The sequence below is a fragment of the Rubrivirga marina genome (assembly GCF_002283365.1).
Classification (GTDB): domain Bacteria; phylum Bacteroidota; class Rhodothermia; order Rhodothermales; family Rubricoccaceae; genus Rubrivirga; species Rubrivirga marina.
This window is the reverse complement of sequence record NZ_MQWD01000001.1, coordinates 575538-593831: the sequence shown is the minus strand read 5'-3', so window position 1 is coordinate 593831 and position 18294 is coordinate 575538. Positions and strand designations below refer to the sequence as shown.

The window sequence follows — 18294 nt, the reverse complement described above, 5'->3', positions numbered from 1 at the left end:
GTGACCGAGGCGCGCCCGTGGTGGCAGACCGGGGTGATCTACCAGGTCTACCCTCGCTCCTTCCAGGACTCGGACGGCGACGGCGTCGGCGACCTCGAGGGCGTCCGCCAGCGGCTCGACTACCTCGTCTGGCTCGGCGTCGACGCCCTCTGGCTCAGCCCGTTCTACCCGTCGCCCATGGCTGACTTCGGGTACGACGTGGCCGACTACTGCGGCGTCGACCCGCTGTTCGGCGACCTCGACGCGTTCGACCGGCTCGTCGCCGACGCCCATGCCCGCGGGCTCCGGCTGATCCTCGACTGGGTGCCGAACCATTCGTCGGACCGGCATCCATGGTTCGAGGAGAGCCGCCGGTCGCGGGACAGCCCCAAGCGCGACTGGTACGTCTGGCGCGACCTCGGCCCTGACGGCGCCCTTCCCAACAACTGGCTCAGCGCCTTCGGCGGGCCGGCGTGGACGCTCGACGAGGCGACCGGGCAGGTCTACCTCCACTCGTTCCTGAAGGAGCAGCCCGACCTCAACTGGCGGAGCCCGGCTCTCCGGGAGGCCATGCTCGACACGCTCCGGTTCTGGATGGCGCGCGGGGTCGACGGCTTCCGGATCGACGTGGCGCACCACGTGCTCAAGGACCCCGCGCTCCGCGACAACCCGCCGAACCCGGCGCCGAGCGGGGGCCACAAGCCGGCGAGCCTCTACGACGCGCAACTCCACGTCCATGACAAGGACCACCCGGACGCGCACGCGCTCTACCGCGAGGTCCGCACCGTCGTGGACGGGTTCGACGATCGGGAGCGCGTGACGCTCGGCGAGATCCACCTCCCGAACGCGCTCGACCGGTGGGCGGCCTACTACGGCGGCCCCGACCTCGACGAGATCCACATGCCGCTCAACTTCGGCCTGCTCGACGTGGAGTGGTCGGCCGACGGGCTCCGCCGGCACGTCGAGGCGGTCGAGGCCGCGGTCCCCGAGGGCGCGTGGCCCAACTACGTCCTCGGCAACCACGACGAGCGCCGCCTCGCGACCCGCCTCGGGCCGGAGCGGGCCCGCCTCGCCGCGCTCCTGCTCCTCACCCTCCGGGGCACGCCGACGCTCTACTACGGCGACGAACTCGGCGTCCCCGACGTCGCCGTCCCCGCCGATCGGATTCGGGACCCGATGGGCCTCCGCTCCGGGATCCCGGCCCTCGGGCGGGACAGCGGGCGGACGCCGATGGCCTGGGACGCTTCGCCCTCGGCCGGATTCTCGACCGCGCCGCCCGATACGTTGTGGCTGCCCCTCCACGCCGAGGCCGAGCGGCTCAACGTCTCCGTCCAGCGCGACGATCCGGAATCGCTCCTTTCACTCTACCGGTCGCTCCTCGCGCTCCGCCGTCGCCGCCCGGCGCTCTACGCAGGACGCTACACGGCCCTGGGCGAAACGCCCGCGTCGGTGTTCGCCTTCGAGCGGCAGTCCGGTACGGACCGCGTGGTTGTGGTCCTCAACCTGGGTGACGCCCCAATGCCGTTCACGAGCGATCGGCGGATCCTCTCGACGCACCCGGTGCCGAGTAGGAACGGCGGCCTGCGGCCCTGGGAAGGGCTGGTCGTCGAGGGAGCGCCCTAGGGACCGGTGCCTAGGGGGACCTGGGGTCTCGAGCCGGTCCCGCTCGATCCTGCGGACCACGCCGGCGCGGGGGGATGGCGTCGGTCATCGGGCGTGGGCCTCCCAGAGGCCGAGGAGGTAGGCCGCGCCTAGGGCCCGGTCGAACAGCCCGTACCCGGGCCGGACGGCGTCGTTGTCTCGCTCGGACCAGATCTGGCGCCCGTGGTCGGGCCGGAGCGGTCCGTCGAACCCGGCGTCCACGAGCGCGCGGACCACGGCGCCGAGGTCGACGTCGCCGCCCTCGGCCGCCCAGCGGCGGGGCGGGTGGGCCGTCTCGGTAAAGTCGCGGCCGGGTCCCTCCGCCTCGGTGGCCTGGTCGGCCGGGTCCCCGAGGTGGGCCACGTTGCGGAGGTGGGCGAAGTGGAGCCGCCCCCGCTCCGCCAGCCGGGCCGCCGCGTCCGGGAGCCCGCGGACCTGGGCCGGGTCGGCCCCGAGCGAGCCCGTGCAGAACGTGACCCCGTTCGCCGGCGAGTCGACGAGGTCGCACACGCGGCCGAGCGCCTCGGCGCTCGTCACGACGCGCGGGAGGCCGAACAGCGGCCACGGCGGGTCGTCGGGGTGGATCGCGAGCCTCACGCCGGCCGCCTCGGCGACGGGCACGGCCCGCTCCAGGAACCACCCGAGGTGGTCCCACATCCGCTCGGTGTCGACTTCGGCGTAGGCCGCGAACAGCCGGCGGAGGTCGTCCGGGCCGTGCGCGTCCATCCAGCCGGGGAGCCCGCCGCTCGCGAGCGCTTCCTCGACGGCCGAGAGCTCGCCCTCGACGTACGCGAGCGCCTCGGATCCGTCTGCGAGCGGGCGGCCCAGACTCGTCCGCGTCCAGTCGAACACGGGCATGAAGTTGTAGCACACGACCGGGACGCGCGCTCCGTCACGGAACGCCGCGCCGACGGCCTCGACGGACCGGCACCAGTCGTCGACGAGGCGCTCGCGGTCGTCGGTCCCCAGCTTGATCCCCTCCGGCACCGGGATCGACTCGATGCAGCTCAGCGCGAGGCCGGCGTCCTCGACGCGCTGGCGGAGCGTCTGGACGGCGTCGGGCGCCCACGCCTCGCCCGGCGGGACGTCGTGGAGCGCGCTGACGACGCCGCGGACGCCCGGGATCTGGCGGACGTCGCCGAGCGTGACGGGGTCGGACGGGCCGTACCAGCGGAAGGAGAGGACCATCGCTAGAACCCCGCGTAGGCCGAGAACCCCCCGTCGACGGGGAGGACGACGCCGGTCACGAACCGGGCGGCGGGCGAGCACAGGAAGACGACGGGCCCCGCGACCTCGGCGGGCTCGCCGAACCGGCCGACGGGCGTGTGCGCGACGATGTCGGACCCCCGCTCCGTCAGCGAGCCGTCGCCGTTGAGGAGGAGGTCGCGGTTCTGCTCCGCCACGAAGAACCCCGGCGCGACGGCGTTGACACGGACGCGGCCCTCGGTCTGCTTCGCCAACTCGACGGCCATCCACCGTGTGAAGTGGTCGACGCCGGCCTTGGCGACGGAGTAGCCGGCCACGCGCGAGATCACGCGCGACGCCGCCATCGACGAGACGTTGACGACCGCGCCCGCCTCGGCGTCGGCGAGAGCCGGGCCGAAGACCTGGGTCGGGAGGATTGTCCCGTGGAGGTTGAGGTCGACGACGGCGCGCCACGCGGCGGGGTCGAGGCCGAACGGGCTCTCGCCGGGCTGGAGCGTCGCGCCGGAGACGTTCCCGCCGGCCGCGTTCACGAGCGCGTCGAGGCGGCCGAACCGGTCGAGGACGGCCTCGCGGGCGTCGGCGAGCCCATCGGCGTCGAGGACGTCGGCGGCGACGCCGAGGGCCCGCTCGCCCCCGTCGAGCGCGTCGGCGGCGGCCTCGGCCTTGTCGGGGCTCCGGCCGAGGAGGGCGACGGAGGCGCCGGCGTCCATCAGCCCCCGCGCCATGGCGGAGCCGAGGACGCCGTAGCCGCCGGTGACGACGACGACGTGGCCGTCGAGGCGGAAGTCGGTCGAGGAGTCGGTCTGGGACTCGGTGTCGGAGGGAATCAAAGCGCTAGTAGCCGAAGAGGGAGGGGAGCCAGAGCGACAGCCCCGGGAAGGCGGCGACGAGGGCCAGCGCGATCAGCATGGCTACGAACGGGGGGAGGAGCGGGCGCACCACGCGCTCGACCTCCCCGACGGGCGACCACGTCCCCGTCGGCAGGAAGCCCGTCAGGAGGCCCGGGAGGTAGCCGGCCAGGAACAGCGCGGCGATGGAGGCCCCACCGCCCGCGAGGGAGTACACGATGAGCACGTTCGACGGCGGAATCACGAGCCCCGTCGTCGCCGCCGTGATGTTGACGGCGGCGGCGAAGTCGCGGTCGTAGGCCTCGTCCACCATCCGCGGGCCGACGGTCGCGCCGATGGCGCTGGCGGCGACGGCGCTCCCCGAGATGGCCCCGAAGAGCATCGAGGCGAGCACGTTGACGAAGGCGAGGCCGCCCGGCAGCGGGCCGAGGAAGGACCTCGCGAGGTCGATCAGCCGGCAGGCGATGCCGCTGCGGTTCATGGGGTGGCCGGCCAGGATGAGGCACGGGATCGCGAGCAGTGTGAAGCTGTCGAGCCCCGTCGCCATCCGCTGAGCGACTGTCGTGAGCGCGACGGTCGGCCCGATCGAGAGCATCATCGTGGCGACGGTCGCCAGCCCGATCGCGAACGCGACGCGGACGCCGAGCACCAGGAGCGGTACGAACCCACCCACGAGGACGGCGGACGAAGGCCTCGCCGCTCGGCCCGTCCGGATCCGCTTCGCGGAGGCGAGAACAGAGGGCGGCGTTATGTGGTCTGCCAAAGGCGTGAGCCAAGGCGGGGAGGCGTACCAGGGCGGCAGCCAGATGATCGAATCGTGATCGTTCTTGACCGAGCGTGACTGTTTGACGTATGCTTGTGATCACTTCCTGCCTGGCGGCCAGCCTATCGCCCTCTCTACGCCCCCTCTAAGCTCGCACCGTTTCTCTCGGAGGGGATGCGACTTCTCGGGACGGGGCTGTCTCCCTGATCGCACATGAGGCCCCTGTTTATCCTCTGCGCCCTGTGGGTCGCGCTTCCGTCCGTCGCGAGCGCGACTCCGCTCGAGTCGCTCGCTCCCGGCAAGATCACCGGACGGATCACGGACGCCGCGACCGGTGAGGCCTTCCCAGCCGCGACCGTCCGCCTCGAGGACACGACCATGGGGGCGTCGGCCGACATGGACGGGGTCTACACGATCCTGAACGTCCGGCCGGGGACGTACACGGTCGTGGCGTCGATGGTCGGGTACAAGACCGTGCGGGTCGAGGGCGTGCTCGTCGAGTCCGACCGGACGACGACCCTGGACTTCGAGCTCGAAGAGGAGGTCTACGAGGGCGAGGAGGTGATCGTCCAGGCCCGACGGGACCTGATTGAGACGGACCGGACCACGTCGGCCTCGTACGTCAACGCCGAGCAGATCGAGAGCCTGCCGGTCCAGGAGGTCGGAGACCTGCTCCAGCTACAGGCCGGCGTCGCGTACGACGCCGGAGGGCGGCTCCACCTCCGAGGCGGCCGCGCGGGCGAGGTGGCGTACCTCGTCGACGGCATCCCGGTCTCGGACCAGTTCCGCGGCGGGAGCAAAGTCGAGATCGAGAACAGCTGGATCCAGGAGCTCCAGGTCATCTCGGGCACCTTCAACGCGGAGTACGGGCAGGCTCAGTCTGGGGTGATCAACGTGGTGACCCGGGCGGGCAACCTTAGCTCGTATTCCGGAAGCGCTTCGGGATTCTTGGGGAGCTACGCGACCGGGCGCGACGACCTGTACATGGGGGTCGGCCAGCCGAGCGTGGATCAGGTCAACGCCGAGCTCAACCTAAACGGCCCGCTCCGCTTCCTCCCGTCGAGCTCGTTCCTCGTCAGCGGCCGGTATTACTCGACGGACGGCTGGCTCTACGGCCAGCGTCGTGTCCGAGTCGAGGACACCGTCCCGATCCAGCGGTACATCCAGGCGGCGCAGCAGAACGCGAGCGACTCCGAGAACCTCATCGGCATCGCCATCCCGGACTCGCTGATGACGGGCGACGGCGCGTTCGTGCCGATGAACCCGAGCACGAAGCTCTCGCTCCACGGCAACCTCTCGCTCCAGCCGTTCAACGGGTTCCAGCTGGGCTACTCGGTGTTCGTGACCGACGAGGAGCGGCGGAGCTACCAGGACAGCCGGCGCTACGCCCCGGACGGCCAGCCGACCATCTACGAGTCCGGCGTCAACCACATCCTCTCGGGCACGCACGTCCTCTCGCCGACCACGTTCTACCGGGTGGGGGCGTCGTACCAGACGAACGTCCGGTCGAGCTACCTCTCCGACAACCCGCTCGACGCGCTCTTCCAGGGGTCGCCCTACTCCGCGAACGGCTTCGCCTTCGGCGGGACGAGCAACGGGTACTCCCGCTCGTCGCAGGCGACGATGCTGGGCAAGGTCGACTTCACGAGCCAGGTGAACCGGACGAACCTGATCCAGACCGGCGTCGAGGCCCAGTTCCACCGCGTGAGCCTGGACGAGCGGCAGACCGTCTCGGACGGGCCGGTCTACGAGGACCCCGAGCTCCGCGTGCCGGACGTCAACACGGCCCTGAACAACGCCTACACGCAGCGGCCCTTCTCGCTCGCGGCCTACCTCCAGGACAAGCTCGAGATCGACGAGATCGTCCTCAACGCCGGGATTCGTTTCGACTACTGGAACCCGAACGCCGACGTCCCGGCCGACCTCGAGGCCACGACGGACCCCGACGACGGCATCCGCCTCGACACCGAGACCGTACCGGCCGAGACGAGCGCCCAGCTCAGCCCGCGGCTCGGGCTCGCGTTCCCGGTCTCCGACAGCGGCGTCCTCCACGTCTCGTACGGCCACTTTTTCCAGGTCCCCCGCTTCTCGTACATCTTCGACAACTCGGAGTTCGAGGTCGAACTCGGCGATCTCGAGACCATCATGGGCAACGCCAACCTCAAGCCCGAGCGGACCGTCGCCTATGAGATCGGGCTCCAGCAGGGCGTCACGGCCGACTGGAAGGTCGAGCTCACGGTCTACTACAAGGACATCCGCAACCTCCTCGGCCAGGAGATCATCACGACGCGCGACACGAAGGTCTACGCGCGCTACGTGAACCGCGACTACGGCAACACCAAGGGCGTCACGCTCTCGCTGATCCGCCAGTTCCAAGACCGCTTCGGGTTCACCGTCGACTACACGTACCAGGTCGCGCGCGGCAACGCCTCGGACCCGAACTCCGTCTTCTTCAACAACCAGACGCAGCCGCCGATCGAGCCCGAGAAGCAGGTGCTCCCGCTCGACTGGGACCAGCGCCACTCGCTCAACGGGACCGTCATCCTGGGCGACCCGCGCGACTGGACGCTCAGCCTCATCGGCCGCTTCCACACGGGCCAGCCGTACACGCCCTCGAACCCGGGCAGCCAGCTCAGCCGCCAGTTCCAGAACAGCGAGCGCGAGCCGGTCACGTTCACGCTCGACCTCAACTTCGCCAAGACGGTCCAGATCGCCGGCCAGGGCGTCCGGTTCTTCGCGCGGGGCTACAACCTGCTCGACCGGCTCAACGCGCAGTCGGTCTACAGCAGCACGGGCAACCCCTTCCACCCGTACCGGACGCTGGGCGAGACGGAGGTCCTGCTCCAGAACCCCAACTTCTCGGTCGACGAGATCGACCGCCGCCCGGACTTCTTCCAGGCCCCCCGCCGCGTCGTGGCGGGGATGACCCTGTCCTTCTGATCGGCCCGAGCCCCACCCGCACGGTCCCCCTGGGTCCGCACCGACACCGTTGATGCCGACGTCCTCCCGTCTCCTGTCCCGCCTCGTCCTGTGCGTGTGCGCCGGCTCCCTGCTGGCGGCCCTGCCCGCCAGCGCGCAGCGCCGCCCCGAGGCGGGCCGCGAGTTCCGCCGCACGGGGATCCACGACGGCAACCTCGTCTACACCCGGTTCGCCAACTTCGGCAACCTCGGCTCGCGGACCGAGCCGCCCAAGATGGAGTGGCCCAAGGGGTCCGGCACGTGGTACGGATTCGAGTTCGTGATGATGGCCGGGGCCGAGGTCGTCGACGCGACCGGGAGCACGGTGCGGATCGTGTCGGAGAACTACACGAACCCCGGGTCCTTCGACATCAGCCCGGACGGGACGCACACCTACGGCTGGGAGCCGCTGGCCGGCTACTTCAACCCGGGGGCCGCGAACAACCTCGGCTACCCCGCCATGAGCCACATGGACAACACGTGGCCCGACCGCTGGCCCCACGACTACCCGGGGAACGCGGGCGAGCGCGACGGGCGCTGGAACGGCGAGTTCGGCGCCTACACGCGGGCCGACCAGGAGAGCTACTACGTCATGGACGACCGCAACAACGACGAGTACGAGTACTACCCGTTCACGGGGAGCGCCCAGGACTCGACCGACCTCCGCGGCCTCGGCCTCGAGGTCGCCGTGCGTGGCTACCAGTGGGTCAACGTCCAGGCCGAGGACATCCTCATCGTCCGCTACGACATCCGGAACGTCTCCGACAAGGATCTCGACAAGGTCGTGTTCGGGATGTACGTCGACCCCGCCATCGGCGGCGAGGGCGACTCCGTCGACGACCTCGCCGACTTCCAGCGCGAGGACGACATCACCTACATGTGGGACCGCGACGGGCTCGACAACCGGGGCCGCCCGGGCGTCGGCTACTTCGGGTTCGCGTTCCTCGAGAGCCCCGGCGAGCCGCTCGACAACGTCGACAACGACGAGAACGGGATCACGGACGAGACCCAGGACAACGAGCGTGGCTCCTGGATCGCCGGCCAGAGCGCCATCCGATCCTACGTCACCTCGACCTACGACCTCGAGGCCTTCGAGGCCGCCTCGGGCCCGCTCGAGTCGCTCCCGGCCTACGTCGCCGGCGAGTGGTGGACGGGCGACGAGGACCTCGACTGGGTCGCCTTCGCCGACGCCAACGGCAACGCCGTCCGCGACGGCGACGAGCTCCTGATCGACGACGTCGGCTCGGACGGTGTCGGTCCGCAGGACGAGAACTACCCCGGCCCCGACTCCGACGGCACCGAGGACAACGGCCGGCCCGACCAGGGCGAGCCCAACTTCGGCCAGACCGACAACAACGAGTCCGACCAGATCGGGCTCACGAGCTTCCTCCTCCGGCCGGCCGGCAACGTCTCCGACGACGCCCGGACGTGGAGCGAGATGGAGCCCGGCCGGTTCGGCGGCGAGACGCCCTCGAACGTGGCCTTCATCTACGGCTCCGGCTACTTCTCGCTGCCCATCGGCGAGACGCGGAAGTTCGCCATCGCGACGGTGTTCGGCCGCGACTACGACGACATCATCCGCAACAAGCGGACGATGCAGCGGATCTACGACGCCGACTACTCCTTCGCCAAGCCGCCCAACAAGCCCGAGCTGACCGCGATCCCGGGCAACGGCCAGGTCACGCTCCGGTGGGACGACGCGGCGGAGCTCTCTCGCGACCCGATCTACGGCCGCGACTTCGAGGGCTACCTCGTCTACCGATCCACGGACCCGTCGTTCAACTCCATCAAGACGATCACGGACGCCTACGGCAACCCGATCCTCTGGGAGCCGATCGCGCAGTTCGACCGGGCCGACGGCCTCGAGGGGCCCCACCCGATCCAGATCGGCGAGACCGGGGCGGTCTACAACACGGGAAGCGACAGCGGCCTCCAGTACTTCTACGTCGACAAGGGGCTCGACAACGGCCGCCGCTACTACTACGCCATCGTGTCCTACGACACGGGCTACGACGACGACTTCTTCGAGCGCGGCATCTCGGAGCGCGACCAGCTGGTCCCGATCGCGCCCAGCGAGAGCTCGAAGATCATCCAGACCGACCTGATCGGGAACGTCGTCTTCCTCGACACGAACACGGCGTCGGTGGTGCCCAACGCGCCGGCCGCGGGCTACGTCGCGGGCGACATCGAGGGCGACATCGAGCAGGCCGGGCCGTCGACGGGCCGCGTCGCGGTCGACGTCGTCGTCCCCGACCAGCTCGCGGACGGCAGCCGGTACCGGATCACGTTCTCGGACACCACCTCGGCGCGGCTCACGCAGGGGGTCCGGATCGAGGAGACCACCTCGGGCCGCGTGGTCTACGAGGCGCCGTTCGACAGCCTCAGCCTGGCGCGCCAGCTCATCGACGGGATGGTCTTCCACGTCAGCTCGCCGGCCGAGCCGGCCCCCCTCACGGCGGAGTGGACCGAGGGCGACGCGACCCTCGCGGCGAACGTCGGGCTCCCCGAGTCGAACCGGGCCGTCCCGATCCCCGACGACATCGAGATCCGGGTCGGCGAGATGGGCGTCGACACCACGTACACGCAGTTCGTGTTCGAGGAGGGGACGCCGGTCGACTTCGAGGTCGTCGGCACGACGACCGGGCGCCGGTACGACTTCTTCCTCGAGGAGGTGCCGCCCGCCGACGGGCGGATCACCCCGGGCGACGTGCTGACGCTGGTGGTCGACCCGCAGGGCTTCCAGTACGACCTCGGGTGGGAGTTCACCTTCGGCACGTCGGGCGGGGGGACGGTTCGGGTCCCCGAGGCGGGCGACGTCTTCCGGCTCACGGTGACGAAGCCGTTCTCGTCGCTCGACCAGGTCACGTTCTCGACGACGGCCTCGCAGTTCGACGCGGCCGCGGCGACCACCGGCCTCGAGGGGATCTACGTCGTCCCGGACCCCTACGTGACAAACGCGTCGTGGGAGCGCCCGCTGTTCAACGCGTCCGGCCGGGGCGAGCGGCGGATCGACTTCGTGAACCTGCCGCCGCAGTGCACGATCCGCATCTACAACATGGCCGGTGTGCTCGTGCAGACGCTCGAGCACGACTCGATGCTCCAGGACGGGAGCGAGAGCTGGGACCTCGTCTCGAAGGACGGGCTGAGCGTCTCCTTCGGGGTCTACATCTACCACGTCGAGGCCCCGGGCATCGGGGAGCACATCGGCAAGTTCACCCTCATCAAGTAGGCTCGACATGACGCACCCCCCCCTGCGACGGCTGGCGCTCTGCGCCCTGGCGGTGGTCCTCGCGACCGCGCCGGCCTCGGGCCAGGAAGTGGACGAGCCGCCCGGCTACGTCGACGGCGTGACGAACGCGGGCACCAGCGCGGCCGCGTTCCTCCAGATCGGCGTCGGCGCGCGGGTGCAGGCGATGGGCAACGCCGGGACCGTCGTCGCCGACGACGCCACGGCCCTGTTCTGGAACCCCGCCGCGGTGGCGCGGATGGGCGGGACGGCCCACGTCGCCTTCGACCACACCGACTGGCTGGCGGACACGCAGCTCGACTACGTGGCCGCCGTCCTCCCGGTCTCCGCCGGCTCGGCGGTCGGCCTGAGCGTCCTCAGCTTCCAGATGGTCGACGAGAGCCCGGTGCGGACGGTCGGGCAGCCCGAGGGCACCGGCGAGTTCTACAGCGCCTCGGACCTCGCGCTGGGCCTGACCTACGGCGTCGCGCTCACGGACCGGTTCTCGGCCGGGCTCACGGGCAAGTACGTCCACGAGCGCCTCTGGAACGAGACCGCCTCGTCGTTTGCCGTCGACATGGGGATCCGCTACCGGACCAAGCTTCCCGGCCTCAACCTCGCCGCGAGCATCAGCAACTTCGGCGGCGACCTCCAGCTCGACGGCCGCGACCTCCTCCGGCCCTACGACGACGACCCGGGCAACGCGAGCAACGACCAGCTCAACGTCCGGCTCGACACCGACGCCTACAGCCTCCCGCTCTACTTCCGCTTCGGCGTGGGCTACGAGCAGTCCTTTGGCGACATGCACAAGGTGGTCCTGGCCACCGACCTGCTCCACCCCTCCGACAACAGCGAGGCGGTCAACGTCGGGGCCGAATACACCTTCTGGGACACGCTCTCGCTCCGGGGCGGCGCGCTGGCGCTGTTCCAGGAGGACCGCACGGGCCGGTTCTCCCTCGGGGCCGGCGTCCAGCGGCGGGTGGTCGGCGGGATCCGCCTCTCGGCCGACTACGCCTACGCCCAGTGGGGCGTCCTCAACGATACCCACCGCTTTACCGTCAGCATCAGCCGCTGACTCTCGACTCGTCCCCTTCTCGCGAACACCCCTGAGCCATGCACAAGTGGTACCTCCTCCTCCTCGCGCTGGTCGTGAGTGCGTCCAGCGCTCATAGCCAGTCGCTCATCATCAACGAGTTCCTGGCCGACCCCGGGTCCGACGTGGCCACCGGCGACGCCAACAGCGACGGCGAGCGGTCCGCGCAGGACGACGAGTTCGTCGAGCTCCTCAACGTCGGCCGGGACACGCTGGACCTGACGGGCTGGCGCCTCGGCGACGACGAGCGGGTCAACTTCACGTTCCCCGACGGCTACCAGCTGGCACCGCTCGAGTTCGTGGTGGTCTTCGGCGGCGGCGACGTCTCGAACGTGCCCGGCTACGATGCCGACCCGACGCGGACGCGCGTGTTCGCGCCGGGGGACAGCGTCGGGAACGGGCTGGCCAACGGCGGCGAGACGATCGTGCTCCTGTCGCCGGACGGCAGCGCCGACACCTACGTGAGCTACGGCTCGCGCGCCGGCGAGGGCGCCCCGACGGGCGGCGAGCTCGCCGACGTCACGTTCGAGTACGCCATCGACGTGGCCGTCGCCGCGGCCGAGGACGTCGCGGTGACGCGGAGCCCGGACGGCGACGTCTACGCGGCCGACCCGTGGGTCAAGCACACGGACGTCCGCACGACGCCCTTCTCGCCGGGCACGACGCTCGACGGCGACCTCCAGGCCACCCGCGTCTCCCCGCCGCCGACCATCGTCATCAACGAGGTCCTGGCCGACCCGCCCACGGACGACACCTCGACGCCCGACGTCATCGAGGGCGACGCCAACGGCGACGGCGAGCGGAGCTCGTCGGCCGACGAGTTCATCGAGCTGGCGAACGTGAGCGACGACCCCGTCGACCTCTCGGGCTGGACGCTCGGCGACGACGAGAACAGCGTGACGTTCACGTTCCCGCAGGGCTACGTCCTCCCGTCGCGCGCCATCGTCACGGTCTTCGGCGGCGGCGACGTCTCGAACGTGCCGGGCTACGACGCCGACCCGCTCCAGACGCGCGCCTTCATCGCCGACAGCACCCACCTCGGGACGATCGGGAACGGGTTCGCCAACGGCGGCGACATCATCCTGCTGCTCTCCGACGACGGGTCGAACGACACGTACTTCGCCTACGGGACGCTCTCCGGCTCCGGCGGCCCGGCCGAGGGCAGCTACCCCGCCGGGACCACCTTCGAGTTCGAGATCAACACGGTCGCCAACGCGGGCGGGGACAACTCGGTCACGCGGTTCCCGGACGGCAACACGAACACCGCCGACCCCTTCGTCCAGCACCTCACGGTGAGCGACGCCGCGTTCTCGCCGGGCACGACGATCGGCGGCGGCACCATGCTGCCCCCGCCGCAGCCCCCGATCACCGTCGTCATCAACGAGGTGTTCGCCGACGCCACGACCGACGCCAACGGCGACGGCACCGTCGACGCCCTGGAGGACCAGTTCATCGAGCTCGTCAACACGAGCGACGTGATGCCGGTCGACCTCTCCGGCTTCTCCGTCGGCGACGCCAGCGGGACGACGTTCACGTTCCCCGACGGCTACTCGCTGGCCCCGCTGAGCTTCGTGGCCGTCTTCGGCGGCGGCGACGTCTCGAACGTGCCGGGCTACAACGCCGACGCGACGATGACCCGCGCCTTCGCCGCCTCGGGCACGCTCGGGGACGGGCTGGCCGCCTCGGGCGACGTCGCCGTCCTCCGCTCGCCGGACGACGCCTACGACGCCTTCGTCGCCTACGGGTTCGAGGCGGGCACGGAGCCGACCGGCGCCTCCTGGGAGTTCCCCCAGAGCACGGCCGCTTCGGCCCACATGACCGGCAGCTCCATCACGCGCGACGCCGACGGCAACACGGTCGTCCTCGACCCCTTCGCCGTCCACGCCGACGTCTCGGAACTGCCCTACTCGCCGGCCCAGACGACCAACGGCCTCAGCCGGATCGGCGACTTCGTCGACGTCGCCCACCCGTGGGGCACCGGCGACGCCCTCCACTTCCTGGCCTTCGAGCGCGACCGCGTCGAGATCCGCGACGCCGCCACGCTCCTCCCGCCGACGCTCAACCGCGGCACCATCGAGATGTGGTTCAAGCCCGACTCCGTGCTCACCGCGAACACGCACCCGCCGGACTGGACCTACCTGTTCACGAAGAACCTCAGCGGCAACAACGCCGGAGACCTCGGCATCGGCTTCCCGCGCGGCGAGGGGCGGATCGACTTCTTCATGCAGGACGGCACCGAGACCGTGAGCACGTTCACGAGCGAGGACCTCAACGAGACGTTCTACCCGCGGTGGTACCACCTCGCCGCCACGTGGAACACGACCGAGGGCAAGATGCGCCTGTTCCTCGACGGCAAGCTCGTCGACGAGGTCGACTCGACGATGCCGCTCGCCGGCGGGACCCAGCAGATCGCCATCGGCGGCGGCAACGAGGACCTCTGGAACAGCCGCTACGAGAGCTTCCGCGGGACCATCGACGAGGTCCGCTTCTCGGCCGTCGACCGTTACCAGGCGGACTTCGAGCTGCCGACGGCGCCGTTCGAGCCGGACCCGTTCACGATCGCGCTCTGGCACTTCGACGAGGGCTCGGGCACCGTGGCGGCCGACGCCACCGGCAACGGGTTCACCGGCACGCTCGGTGGGTTCGACGCCGAGGGGAACCCGGACCCCGAGTCCGCGCCGCAGTGGGTCGACATCGAGCTCATCACGGACGTCGAGCACGACGGCGAGCACGGGCCGGAGTTCTCGCTCGACCAGAACTTCCCGAACCCGTTCGGGGGCGAGACCACGATCCGGTTCAACGCGCCGCACACGGCCGACGTCCAGATGCACATGTACAACGTGCTCGGGCAGCGTGTCGCCACCCTCGTCGATGGCGACGTCCCGGCCGGCACGCACACGCTCCGGCTCGACGGCAGCGCCTTCGCCAGCGGCGTCTACTTCTACGTGCTGCAGACGGGCGACGTGCGCCTCGTCCAGCAGATGGTGATCGTGCGGTAGGCCCTCGCGGCCGACGCTCGTGACGCCGGCGGCCAGGGACGGCCGGCCGTCGGCGTCTTCGCTTCTCCCACCGATCGATGACTGTCCGCCTGGCGCTTCTCACTCTCGCCGTGCTCCTGGCCTCGCCGGGCTCGCGAGCGGCGGACATCGTGTTCCGGTACCTGCCGGGGCGCGCGGCGCTCTCGACGGACGTCGTCGCCAGCGGGATCGAGGAGGGCCCGTACCTCGCGGCCCGCGACCTCCCGGCCCGCGGGCCGGGGGGCTGGGGCCTCCAGGCCCCCCTGGCGGCCGAGTTCGAAGCCCCGGGCTCGACGCTCCGAAGCGACGTCGCCGAGACCCTGTCGCAGCCGTTCGGCCCCCGTCTGACGGCGGAGGCGTGGGTGGTCCTGACCGCCACCACCGGCCGGACCGTCCTCGTCTCGAACCAGATCTCGGGCGAGGGCACGTTCACGCTCGGTCTCGACGACGCGCGGCCGTTCTTCGAGGTCCGCGCGGCCGGCCAGACCCTCCGCCTCGACGCCTCCGCGGACGTGGCTCCGGGGGCGCCGGTCTGGGTGGCCGCGACGGTCGGGTTCGACATCGGGACCCAGACGCTGTCCCTCGGCCTGTACGTCGATGGCGTGGCAGCGGGCTCGCAGTCGCAGGCGATGGCCATCCCGTCGCCCTTCCCGATCTCCCGCCCCTTCTTCGTTGGCACCGAGGCGGCCGGGACGCCGGAGAGCTACACGATGACGGGCCGCCTGAGCGGCCAGCTCCTCGCCGCGACGGTCCGCGACTACGTCGCCGACGAGGCGTACCTCACCTCGTCGGTCCCGTTCGACGGCGGTCCCTACCTCGGGCTGCCGGACTACCACGACTACCCGCTGTCGGAGGGGCTGATGCCGATGGACCAGCGGATCCGGGACAACCAGTCCACGGTGCGCCACCGGTTCTACGTGCCGTACGTCAACGACGAGTTCGTCCCGCAGGGGACGGCCACCCACGTCTCGGACGAGGCGTCGCTCGTCTACCTCTCGTACTACCACCTGACCCGGAGTGGGATCACGGGCCAGCGGCGGTCGATGGTGGTCGAGATGGACGCCGAGACGGGCCACGTCCGCCGGACGTTCCGGCTCATGGGCGAGCTCGAATTCTCCCACGCCGGTGGCATCGCCTACGTCGACGGGGCGATCTACGTGTCGTCGTCGAGCACGCTGGAGCGGTACCCGCTGCCGCCGTACGACCCGGAGGCGTCGCCCTACGTCGACCTCGCGGCGGACCCGACGGGGACGATCTCGGTGTACGGCCGGGCCTCGTTCGTCTCGGCCTTCCGCGACACGTTGTGGGTCGGCGATTGGCGCCCGTCGGGCACGGAGGCGCCGTACCTCTACGGCTACCCGCTGGGCGCCGACGGCCGCCCGAGCGGGGGCGATCCGGCCATCTACGCGCTCCCGCGAAGCGTGCAGGGCGTGGACCTGTTCGACGTGGAGGGGCAGACCTACGTCTTCTTCTCGCGGAACCGGAGCCAGAGCCGGGGCGAGGCCGAGATCCTCCGCGTCCGGCGGGAGGCGCTCCAGCGGTGGTCCGAGCCCGAGATCGACAGCACGATCACGGTCCCGTACGGGATCGAGGACCTCTCGTTCTTCCCCGACGGCACGCTCTGGACCAACTCGGAGTCCGGCGCCGACTACTACCAGCGGAGCAGCAGCGCGTGGCCGGTCTTCTACCCCTTCGTCTACAGCCTCCCATCGGAGGCCGTCCTGGGCGTTTCGTTCGGGACCCGACGCGCCGACGAACCGGCGGGCGGGCGGGTCCGCCTCGGCGCGGCGCCCAACCCGTTTCGTGGGCGGACCACGCTGACCCTTGACCTCGCCCGCGCGGGGACCGTTCGGCTCCGTGTCCAGGACGTGCTGGGCCGCGAGGTCGCCACGCTGTTCGACGGCCCGGCTCCGGCCGGATCGACCGACGTCGTGTGGGACTCGACGGCGCACGCCGCGGGGGTCTACGTCGTGGTGGTGGAGACCGAGGAGGGCCGCGTGGCGCGGCCGATCACCCGGGCCCGGTAGGTGGTGGCGGACCGCAGGCCCCGCTTCCCGATGGGTGCCCGGCTCGCGGTGCTGGCCGCCACGGTCTGGGCCGCCGCGTGTGGGGCACCCGATCCGTCGCCCGACGCGCTTGTCGTGGCGACGGTGGGGGAGGAGGCGATCCTCGCGGCGGACTTCGCGCGGAGCTTCGAACTGGGCTTCCCGCATCTCAAACGGGGGCCGGACCCGCGCCGGGCCTACCTCGACCACATGGTCGCCGAGGCGCTCCTCGCGCAGGAGGGCTACCGGCTCCGCCTCGACACGACGGCCGCCGTCCGGGGTCAGCTCGCCGACCTCGAAGACGAGCTGCTCGTGGAGCAGGTGTTCGAGCGGGAGGTCAACCGCCGGGTGTCGGTGAGCGACGCCGAAGTTCAGCAGGTGCTTCAGGAGGACGCCGTCCGCGTCCGCCTCCGCTACATCCCGGCGGGGACGCTGGACGAGGCCCGGTCGGTCCGCGCGACGGCCGAGGCGGAGGGCTTCGACGCCGCGCTCGCCCGCCAGCTGGCCGCCCGTGCGGACGTCGAGCTCCAGCCCGAGGACTTCGTGACGCCGTTCCTGAGCCCGGCCGAGCTGCCGGCGCCGGTCCTCGACGCCATCCGCGACCTGCCGGTGGGCACGCCGTCGGCGCCGATCGCGGCCGGCGGGCAGTACCTCGTGGTGGAGGTCGCCGACGTGCAGCGCGAGCCGGTCGGCCTCGACGCCGAGGCGCGCACCCGCGCCCGGCAGACGCTCGAGCAGCAGCGGGCCAAGGCGCTCGCCCGCGAGTACGTCACGGGCCGCATGGAGCCGGTGGGCCTCACCCTCAAGGGGGGCGCCTTCCGGGCCCTCACCGACGCGCTCTGGGAGTGGGTGCCCACGCTCGCCGCGCCGCCGCTCTCGCTCGCCTCGGCCCTCGCCACCGACCCGAGCCCCGCGGCCGACGCCGTCCGCGCCCGCCTCGGCGACGTCGTGGCGACCACGGTCGACGGCGAGCTCACGGCGGGCGACCTCCTCCGCCGGTACCCGTCGCGGCGATACCCGCTCTCGACCGACAGCCGCGACGCGTTCCAGGGCAGCCTCTACGACGCCGTTGGCCTGACGCTGCGCGACGAGGCGTTCACGCGGCAGGCCCGCGCGCAGGGCTGGGACGAGATGCCCGAGGTGGCGGCCGACCTCCGGCGCTGGCGCGACAAGTGGGTCTACCAGGCCATGGTGGACTACGTCGCCGACACGACGACCGTCAGCGACGCCGACGTCGCCGCGTACCGCCAGCGCCACGAGGCCTACTACGACGGCCTCGGCCTGGGCTCGGAGGCCCTCGCAGCCGAAGTCCGCGCCGACGCCCGTCGGGCGAAGGCCCGCGGCTCGCTCCCCCGCGTCGTCGCCGCGCTCCGCGAGCGCTACCCCGTGGCGGTCGACGCCGAGGCGCTGGCGGCGGCCGTGCCCGACGACGTGGTGACGCCCGGCCTGCCCGTCATGCTCTACAAGGCCCACACCGGCCGGCCGCTCTATCCCATCGCTGACCCCGCCTGGTAAGCC

Annotated in this window: 9 protein-coding genes and 1 pseudogene; 7 read left to right on the top strand and 3 right to left on the bottom strand. The window is 71.3% G+C overall.

Annotation, left to right across the window (positions count from 1 at the left end; all coding sequences use genetic code 11):
• Entirely contained in the window at positions 1 to 1602 is a 1602-nt protein-coding gene (locus tag BSZ37_RS02390; RefSeq protein WP_095509005.1) for an alpha-amylase family glycosyl hydrolase, read from the top strand.
• 84 nt (positions 1603 to 1686) lie between these two features.
• Here BSZ37_RS02390 and BSZ37_RS02385 read toward each other — a convergent pair whose 3' ends face one another.
• From BSZ37_RS02385 to BSZ37_RS02375, 3 genes and pseudogenes are all read right to left on the bottom strand, one after another.
• Complete coding sequence (locus BSZ37_RS02385) at positions 1687 to 2808, bottom strand: mannonate dehydratase (RefSeq protein ID WP_095509004.1); 1122 nt, start codon at positions 2806 to 2808, stop codon at positions 1687 to 1689.
• A 2-nt stretch (positions 2809 to 2810) separates the two neighbouring features.
• Positions 2811 to 3656, bottom strand: coding sequence for an SDR family oxidoreductase (locus BSZ37_RS02380; RefSeq protein WP_218830369.1), 846 nt, complete (start codon positions 3654 to 3656; stop codon positions 2811 to 2813).
• A 157-nt stretch (positions 3657 to 3813) separates the two neighbouring features.
• Positions 3814 to 4389, bottom strand: a pseudogene (locus tag BSZ37_RS02375) (TRAP transporter large permease subunit); the annotation flags it as partial.
• A 261-nt stretch (positions 4390 to 4650) separates the two neighbouring features.
• Here BSZ37_RS02375 and BSZ37_RS02370 point away from each other — a divergent pair.
• The 6 genes from BSZ37_RS02370 (at position 4651) to BSZ37_RS02345 (ending at position 18291) form a co-directional block, all read left to right on the top strand.
• Positions 4651 to 7377 carry a TonB-dependent receptor gene (locus tag BSZ37_RS02370; RefSeq protein WP_095509003.1) on the top strand — a complete coding sequence of 909 codons (2727 nt, stop codon included), beginning with the start codon at positions 4651 to 4653 and terminating at the stop codon, positions 7375 to 7377.
• Between the two features lie 52 nt (positions 7378 to 7429).
• Positions 7430 to 10624: a fibronectin type III domain-containing protein gene (locus BSZ37_RS02365; RefSeq protein ID WP_095509002.1), complete on the top strand. Its 3195-nt coding sequence runs from the start codon at positions 7430 to 7432 to the stop codon at positions 10622 to 10624.
• Positions 10625 to 10631: 7 nt separating this feature from the next.
• Entirely contained in the window at positions 10632 to 11696 is a 1065-nt protein-coding gene (locus tag BSZ37_RS02360) for a PorV/PorQ family protein (protein ID WP_095509001.1), read from the top strand.
• 38 nt (positions 11697 to 11734) lie between these two features.
• On the top strand, positions 11735 to 14713 hold the full coding sequence (locus BSZ37_RS02355; protein ID WP_095509000.1) for a lamin tail domain-containing protein: 2979 nt from the start codon (positions 11735 to 11737) through the stop codon (positions 14711 to 14713).
• A 77-nt stretch (positions 14714 to 14790) separates the two neighbouring features.
• Positions 14791 to 16758: a LamG-like jellyroll fold domain-containing protein gene (locus BSZ37_RS02350; RefSeq protein WP_095508999.1), complete on the top strand. Its 1968-nt coding sequence runs from the start codon at positions 14791 to 14793 to the stop codon at positions 16756 to 16758.
• A 30-nt stretch (positions 16759 to 16788) separates the two neighbouring features.
• A complete protein-coding gene (locus tag BSZ37_RS02345; protein ID WP_095508998.1) occupies positions 16789 to 18291 on the top strand; it encodes a hypothetical protein in 1503 nt (500 codons plus the stop codon).
• Positions 18292 to 18294 lie beyond the last annotated feature (3 nt).

Coding starts and splice junctions, on each gene's coding strand:
- BSZ37_RS02355 (WP_095509000.1), top strand. CDS start 11,735: ATGCACAAGTGGTACCTCCTCCTCCTCGCGCTGGTCGTGAGTGCGTCC.
- BSZ37_RS02385 (WP_095509004.1), bottom strand. CDS start 2,808: ATGGTCCTCTCCTTCCGCTGGTACGGCCCGTCCGACCCCGTCACGCTC.
- BSZ37_RS02365 (WP_095509002.1), top strand. CDS start 7,430: ATGCCGACGTCCTCCCGTCTCCTGTCCCGCCTCGTCCTGTGCGTGTGC.
- BSZ37_RS02345 (WP_095508998.1), top strand. CDS start 16,789: ATGGGTGCCCGGCTCGCGGTGCTGGCCGCCACGGTCTGGGCCGCCGCG.
- BSZ37_RS02350 (WP_095508999.1), top strand. CDS start 14,791: ATGACTGTCCGCCTGGCGCTTCTCACTCTCGCCGTGCTCCTGGCCTCG.
- BSZ37_RS02370 (WP_095509003.1), top strand. CDS start 4,651: ATGAGGCCCCTGTTTATCCTCTGCGCCCTGTGGGTCGCGCTTCCGTCC.
- BSZ37_RS02360 (WP_095509001.1), top strand. CDS start 10,632: ATGACGCACCCCCCCCTGCGACGGCTGGCGCTCTGCGCCCTGGCGGTG.